The organism is Ktedonobacter sp. SOSP1-52 (genome assembly GCF_016587395.1).
In genome coordinates, this window is record NZ_BNJH01000004.1 from 1279413 (window position 1) to 1285811 (window position 6399).

General features: G+C 55.1%; 8 protein-coding genes. All 8 read left to right on the forward strand.

The window, feature by feature from the left end:
* Positions 1-71 precede the first annotated feature (71 nt).
* Entirely contained in the window at positions 72-647 is a 576-nt protein-coding gene (locus JMJ16_RS40705; protein WP_201390792.1) for a type 1 glutamine amidotransferase domain-containing protein, read from the forward strand.
* 291 nt (positions 648-938) lie between these two features.
* Positions 939-1586, forward strand: coding sequence for a TlpA disulfide reductase family protein (locus tag JMJ16_RS40710; protein WP_201390794.1), 648 nt, complete (start codon positions 939-941; stop codon positions 1584-1586).
* 102 nt (positions 1587-1688) lie between these two features.
* On the forward strand, positions 1689-2144 hold the full coding sequence (locus JMJ16_RS40715) for a CopD family protein (RefSeq protein ID WP_201390796.1): 456 nt from the start codon (positions 1689-1691) through the stop codon (positions 2142-2144).
* A gap of 80 nt (positions 2145-2224) precedes the next feature.
* Positions 2225-2689 carry a cytochrome c maturation protein CcmE gene (locus JMJ16_RS40720; protein WP_007912294.1) on the forward strand — a complete coding sequence of 155 codons (465 nt, stop codon included), beginning with the start codon at positions 2225-2227 and terminating at the stop codon, positions 2687-2689.
* A 24-nt stretch (positions 2690-2713) separates the two neighbouring features.
* Positions 2714-4756 (forward strand): heme lyase CcmF/NrfE family subunit, encoded by a 2043-nt coding sequence (locus tag JMJ16_RS40725; protein ID WP_201390798.1) that lies wholly within the window; start codon positions 2714-2716, stop codon positions 4754-4756.
* Complete coding sequence (locus JMJ16_RS40730) at positions 4753-5370, forward strand: cytochrome c-type biogenesis protein CcmH (protein WP_201390800.1); 618 nt, start codon at positions 4753-4755, stop codon at positions 5368-5370. The genes JMJ16_RS40725 and JMJ16_RS40730 overlap by 4 nt, the downstream gene beginning before the upstream one ends.
* Positions 5370-5759, forward strand: a complete 390-nt coding sequence (locus JMJ16_RS40735) for a hypothetical protein (RefSeq protein WP_201390802.1) — start codon at positions 5370-5372, stop codon at positions 5757-5759. Before JMJ16_RS40730 ends, JMJ16_RS40735 begins: the two co-directional genes overlap by 1 nt.
* The coding region (locus JMJ16_RS40740) for a carboxypeptidase-like regulatory domain-containing protein (protein ID WP_201390804.1) at positions 5743-6399 on the forward strand (657 nt) is incomplete at its 3' end. The genes JMJ16_RS40735 and JMJ16_RS40740, both read left to right, overlap by 17 nt.

Here is a 6399-nt window from a genome sequence, read left to right on the forward strand (position 1 = left end):
AGGCGCGAGGAGTCAAGCTAATCATGTGCATATAGCGTTAGTTACTATAAAGAGAAAGAGGGGTACATAGCATGCAAGGCAATACAATTAGCGGCATGCGTGTCGCGATTCTGGTCTCAGATGGTTTTGAGCAAGCAGAGTTTACAGAGCCGAAGAAGGCTCTTGAGCAGGCGGGAGCGAAGGTTACTGTGATCGCGCCTAAAGGTGGCCAGGTGCAGGGCATGAATCACGATACGAAGGCGGATATGTTCCCGGTCGATATGACTCTTGACCAGGCCAATCCCGATGAGTTTGAGGGTCTGGTCCTGCCGGGCGGAGCGCTGAACGCTGACTTTATTCGTATGCAGCCCAAGGCACGCGAGTTTGTGCAGAAGTTTGATCAGAACAAACGACCTATCGCGGCCATCTGCCACGCGCCCTGGCTGCTCGTATCCGCTGGTGTCGCGAAGGGCCGCACCTTGACCAGCTACTTTACCATTCAGGATGACTTGCGTAACGCGGGCAGCACCTGGGAAGATAAAGAGATGGTGCGTGACCGCAACCTGGTAACTAGCCGCAGCCCGCAGGATCTTCCTGCCTTTGACTCCGCCATGGTCTCGCTTTTTAGCGAGTATAAGCAACAGAAGGCAAATGTGATCACGGCGTAGGAAGTAGCCGCTACAGAAATAGCTTTTTTTGCCGAACATAAGAAAGAGGGCATCAGCCAGATGCTCTCTTTCTGCTATATAAAAGATGTTCAGGTCTTTGTAAGGTAGCCTTAAAGGCTTGCAAGTTGGCTATCAGGCTTAAGCACCATAATCTGTCTGTTATTATATCTTCGATACCAGGCAAGTACCTTCTTATACGAAAACCAACGCCGCTCTCGTGGCTAGTGCTCCCCCCATTCGGGGACAAGCGCACTTAGGTTTTCGATAGGAGCACTAAAAAAGTGAAAGCACATGGCAGCTGAAGAATTGGAACTACAACATAGAACAATGGCAGAAGTGGGCGACGAGAAGGCCTTCGAGCAGCGCAGTAAGCGCCGCCATATTATTACCTTTAGTGTGGTGACCACGATTAGCGTGGCCCTACTGGCCCTGCTGCTCACGCAATTATTGACGCCTGCCTCTGGGGCACAGAATGCGCCCTCCAGCACGTCTTCGACTGGCGAGATGCCCAGCCCTTTAATTGGAAAGGATGCCCCTAACTTCAAGCTTCCCTCGCTTAGTGATGGAAAAGAAGTGCAGCTCTCCGACTTTAAGGGCAAGCCTGTGATTCTCAATTTCTGGGCCTCGTGGTGCGAGCCGTGCCAGGCTGAGGCACCCCAATTGAGCAAGACCTGGCAGCAGTTGCAGAGTAAAAATGTGGTCATGCTTGGCGTGGATTCTAATGAGCCATCTAGCGACGCGCATAACTTCTTGCAGAAGTATGCCCTGGGCTATACCAATGTGCAGGATACGCTGAATGGCGATACAGGGGTCAGTTATGGCATTCGTGGCTATCCCGAGACCTTCTTTATCGACGCGAGTGGCAAGATCGTAGGGCGCTATGGGCCCCTGGACCAGAAGGGTTTGCAGCTCGAATTGAAGAAATTAGGTGTCGCCTAATTTCTTTAGATACTTCTTATCCGAAAACCTGAGCGCGAAGCGCTAGTCACGAGAGTGACGTTGGATTTCGGAATAAGATCTTGGAGCTGGGGTAACGCGGAAATGATCTTACATCTAATCATGCGCGCCGCGCATACAATCGCGGGTGCGGCCTGGGTTGGTGGCAGTATTATGTATCTGCTCGTGGTCATTCCCGCATTGCGCGCCGGTGGACCCTCTCCAGTGATTTCGGGCCAGGTCGCGGCCCTCTTCAAGCGGATGGTCAATATCTGCATGGGGGTCATGGTGCTGAGCGGCGTCTACCTGACGGTGGATCGCCTGACGCAGACCACCCTGGGCTGGCCATATCTCGCGACCCTGATCACCAAGATCGTGCTCGTGCTTGCAATGCTGTTTGTGGCTATTTACCTGGGACAAAGCAATATTCGCCGGCTGGCAAAAAGGACTTCGCGCCTCTCAAAGGTCGCGCCTCAAGTCATGCTAGCCCTTGGCATACTGGTATTTATTCTAGGGGCGCTGCTCAACATCCTGTTTGAAGCGACCATCGCCCCTCATTAGATCCTTATGCGGAAACCAACGCCGCTCTCGCGACTAGCGTTCACGCGTTCAGGTTTCCTAATAGGCAAGGAGGACGGAACGTGCCGCCTGCAATGACGATAGAGCAGCAAGAAGCAAAGATTACTCCAGAGCAGCGCCGCAAAAAGCGTTTCCCACTGAGCTTTTTACTGGTGGGACTGGCTATTCTGGGAGCGGTTGTATACCTGGTCTATGCCAATACACAGACCAGCGCCGCCTATTATATGACAGTCTCGGAACTGAAATCCTGTACGAATTGTGCCTCACAGACCATACGTATCGCGGGCAATGTCCAGGCTGGCACAATCGTCAAGGATGATGTGCAGAACCATATTCAGTTCTCAATTGTAGACGGCAAGCAAACCTTGCGCGTCAACTATAGCGGAGTGGTGCCTGATATCTTTAAGCCAGGTGTACAGGTAGTGGTCGAGGGACGCTATACGGGCCAGGGACCCTTCGAGGCGCAGACCCTGCTGGCGAAGTGCCCCTCCAAGTTCCAGAACGCGACCCCTCCAGCCAGAAAGTAGGCCAGAAAGTAGGAATAGAGTAGAGTGTACTTTTCTGATATTGGTATTATTGCGCTAATGCTGGCGCTCGGCTTCGCCGTTTTCGCTATTGTCATAGCGGTGGTGGGAGCAGTGCGAGAGCAGCCACAGGCAATCATAAGCGCCAAGAGGTCTGTCCTGGTGGTATCCGGCTTCCTCGTGCTGGCCTCGGCGATGCTAGTGGCATCGTTTTTGACGCATGACTTTGGGGTAAAATATGTCGCCGAACAGTCAAGCCGTAGCATGCCCTGGTATTTTACCTCAGCCGCCTTCTATGGCGGGCAGGAAGGTTCACTGCTCTACTGGGCACTGATGCTGGGCATCTTCTCCGCGATCTTTGTCTTTACCTCGCGTCGCGCTCCCGCTAAGCTGGTACCCTATGTGCTGGCGACCTTGATGGTGGTTGAGGGCTTCTTCGTAATGGTGCTCGTCACCGTTTCTAATCCTTTTGTGCGCCTGCCCTATCCTCCACAGGATGGCACGGGCCTGAATCCGCTGCTGATGGACCCTGGGATGCTGGTGCATCCACCGATGTTGTTGATGGGGTATATGAGCTTCTCGGTGCCCTTCGCCTTCGCGGTGGCGGCACTGCTTTCGGGCGAGGTAAATAGTGATTGGCTGCGCTCCATGCGTCGCTGGATGCTGGCCTCCTGGAGTATTCAGACGGCGGGTCTGCTCCTGGGAAGCTGGTGGGCCTACCATGTGTTGGGCTGGGGCGGCTACTGGGGCTGGGATCCGGTGGAGAATGCCGCGCTTCTGCCCTGGTTGACCTCGACGGCCTTTTTGCATTCGACAATGGTGCAGGAGCGCCGTGGCATGCTCAAAGTCTGGAATATGTTCCTGGTGATCGCCTCGTTCGCGCTCTCGATCTTTGGCACCTTTGAGGTGCGAAGCGGCATTATTAGCTCGGTGCACTCGTTTGCCTATTCTAACATCGGCGTGTATTTCTTTGCCTTTCTGGCCGTCATTATCATCTTTTCGACCGCGCTCTTCTTCTTCCGCTTACCAAAACTCAAGCCGGACCAGGAGTTCGACTCGGTGGTCTCGCGCGAAGGTGTCTTCCTGCTGAATAATCTGATGCTGCTGGGTATCACCTTCGCTACTCTATGGGGCACCCTCTTCCCCCTGATCTCAGCGACTATTCGCAAGCAGACGATGACGGTGGGTGCGCCTTTCTATAATTCCGTGAATGGTCCGCTCTTCGCCGTGCTCATTCTGGCGATGGGGATTGGGCCACTGCTAGCGTGGCGCCGTACCTCTTCTAATGCTCTCTGGCGTAACCTGAGTGTGCCTACGATACTGGCGGCGGCCTGCGCACTGGTACTGCCACTCCTGGGTGTCACGGATGTCCTGGCTAACATTGGCTTCTCGGTCTGCGCCTTTACCGCCATGGCGATCTTGTATGAACTCTGGCGTGGCGCTCGTGTGCGGCACGCGCATGGCGAGCCCTACTGGCAGGCCGTCTACATGCTCTTTAAGCGCTATCGCCAGCGCTATGGTGGCTACGTGGTTCACCTGGGCCTGGTCTTGCTGGCGGCGGGCGTCATTGGCTCTCACTTCTTCCAGGTGCAGAAGGATGTCACGCTTAAGAGCGGGCAGGAGACCACGATTGGTGGCTACCTGTTCGTCTACAAGGGCAACTTGCAGAGCTATGGCGATGATCAGCAGAGCGTCTCGGCACTGATGCAGGTCTGGCGTAATGGGACACTGGTGGACTCTATTCAGCCTGGGCGTACAATGTATAAGAACTTCGATAATCAGCCAGCCAGCCAGATTGCGATTACGACTCTGGGGGTGACCGACCTCTATGTCTTCCTGGGTGACTGGAGTGGTCCCTCGCAGGCCACCATTCGTATCTTTATCAATCCCCTGGTGCCCCTGGTCTGGTATGGGGGCGTCATTATGCTGCTAGGTGGCCTGCTCTGCTGGTGGCCGGATGGGCGCAAGCGAGCTGTATATGGTCGCCAGGGCGTAAAAAATGGACGTGTCGCGATCACGACGCCTGAAGAGGCAAGCAAGGTGGCTGTAGACAAGGGAGCCAGCGTATGAGACCTGGGAGACCTGTAAGAAAGCGCAGCATGCTCTATCTCTGCCTGGGCCTGGTCGCCTTTATGCTCGCCGCCTGGTCGTTCCTGTATATCAATGCTGAGCGCAATAAGACGCTGGATCAGCGTGTGCGGGAGGTCGCCAGCCAGATCAAGTGTCCTGTCTGTCAGGGCGAGCCGGTGTCGGATGCCCCTGCGGATATGGCGCGTCAGATGCGCGCAAAGATTCGCCAGCAGTTGCAAGAGGGCAAATCTGAGCAAGAGGTGTTTGATTACTTTCGCGAGCACTATGGGGATGATATCCTCCTGACGCCCCAGTCCCAAGGCTTCTCCCTGCTCGCCTGGCTAGTGCCTGCGTTATTGCTGCTTGGGGGATGTGTCCTGGTCTTCCTGACCCTACGCGATTGGCGCAGGCAGGCGCAAACACGAGGAGTGACGCTCGCGCAACGCGAGGCCCACTCGTTAGAGATCGTAGATGCACAAGAGCTGGAGACGTACCAGGCTTTACTCGAACAAGAGCTAGCCGAGGAAGACATCCTCTTTCGCCCCTCGCAGAAAGAGCAAACAGATGAGGCACAAGCGGCGCAGGAAAAACACCAGAAGAAGGAGGAGCACTAATGGCTATTGTAATCGCATTGATCCTGGGGTTACTGGCCCTGGCTTTTGTGCTCTACCCCCTCTTGCGCCGCTCAGAGACCAGAAGAAGTGCCGAACAGATCGTCATCTCTGAGCAAGTGGAACAGAGTGTGCAGGAGCGTGCTACTACCACCGAGGGCCAGGAAACTGCGGCCAAGGCGGCCCTTCAGGAAGTTGAACTCGATTATCAGCTTGGGAATATCGACGAGCCAGATTATCGCAGCATGCGCGAGCGTTACATGCGGCGCGCCCTTGTGGCCTTGAAGGCGCGCTATGACCAGGAGCAGGCCCTGGATGAGATGATTGAGGAACAGTTGCGCAGTATGCGAGAGCAAAACGAGGAAGACAAAGACGATGCGAAGCAACTATAAATGTTTGAGCAAGAAGGAGACACGCAAGAACCCTGGACTGGGCAAACGCCTGGTGTTTATAAGCCAGGTGCTGGGCGGGGCCTGCCTGCTGGCGCTGCTCATACTGGGAATTCTGGCCTGGTCTCCTGCTCGGGCGCATACACGAACAGCCGGGATAGCGCATGGCGGCACGGGTCATATCTATGGACGACTGCTGGATGGTTCGAAGAATAATAGCCCCCTGGCAGGGCAGACTGTCACCTTGCAGGTGGCGCAGGGCAATAACTCGAAGGATGCACAGACAACCATTACCGATGCGGGCGGAAATTATAGTTTCTCTAGCCTCTCGAATGACAAGACTCTGACCTACGCAGTGTATATCCGTTATCAGAATGCGAACTACTCGTCGGACTCGCTCTCCCTGGTCAACCAGCCGGAGCAGAAGGTAGATCTGACGGTCTATGACGCGACCACGGATAGCTCAAAAATGGCCGTCATCGAATCGACCCTGCTGGTGAAGCAGGTAGATAGTCAGCGACATGTCTTGAACGTCTCAGCGATCTTTGCCTTTAAGAACCTGGATGGGCGAGCCTTTGTGGGCTCACTGGACGCCACTCAGGGCCGACCCAAGGCGCTCTTCTTCCCGTTACCAGCCGGTGCG

Bases quoted from the DNA above. Each gene is read 5' to 3' on its own strand.
- JMJ16_RS40710 (WP_201390794.1), top strand. From the start codon at position 939: ATGGCAGCTGAAGAATTGGAACTACAACATAGAACAATGGCAGAAGTG.
- JMJ16_RS40735 (WP_201390802.1), top strand. From the start codon at position 5,370: ATGGCTATTGTAATCGCATTGATCCTGGGGTTACTGGCCCTGGCTTTT.
- JMJ16_RS40715 (WP_201390796.1), top strand. From the start codon at position 1,689: ATGATCTTACATCTAATCATGCGCGCCGCGCATACAATCGCGGGTGCG.
- JMJ16_RS40730 (WP_201390800.1), top strand. From the start codon at position 4,753: ATGAGACCTGGGAGACCTGTAAGAAAGCGCAGCATGCTCTATCTCTGC.
- JMJ16_RS40705 (WP_201390792.1), top strand. From the start codon at position 72: ATGCAAGGCAATACAATTAGCGGCATGCGTGTCGCGATTCTGGTCTCA.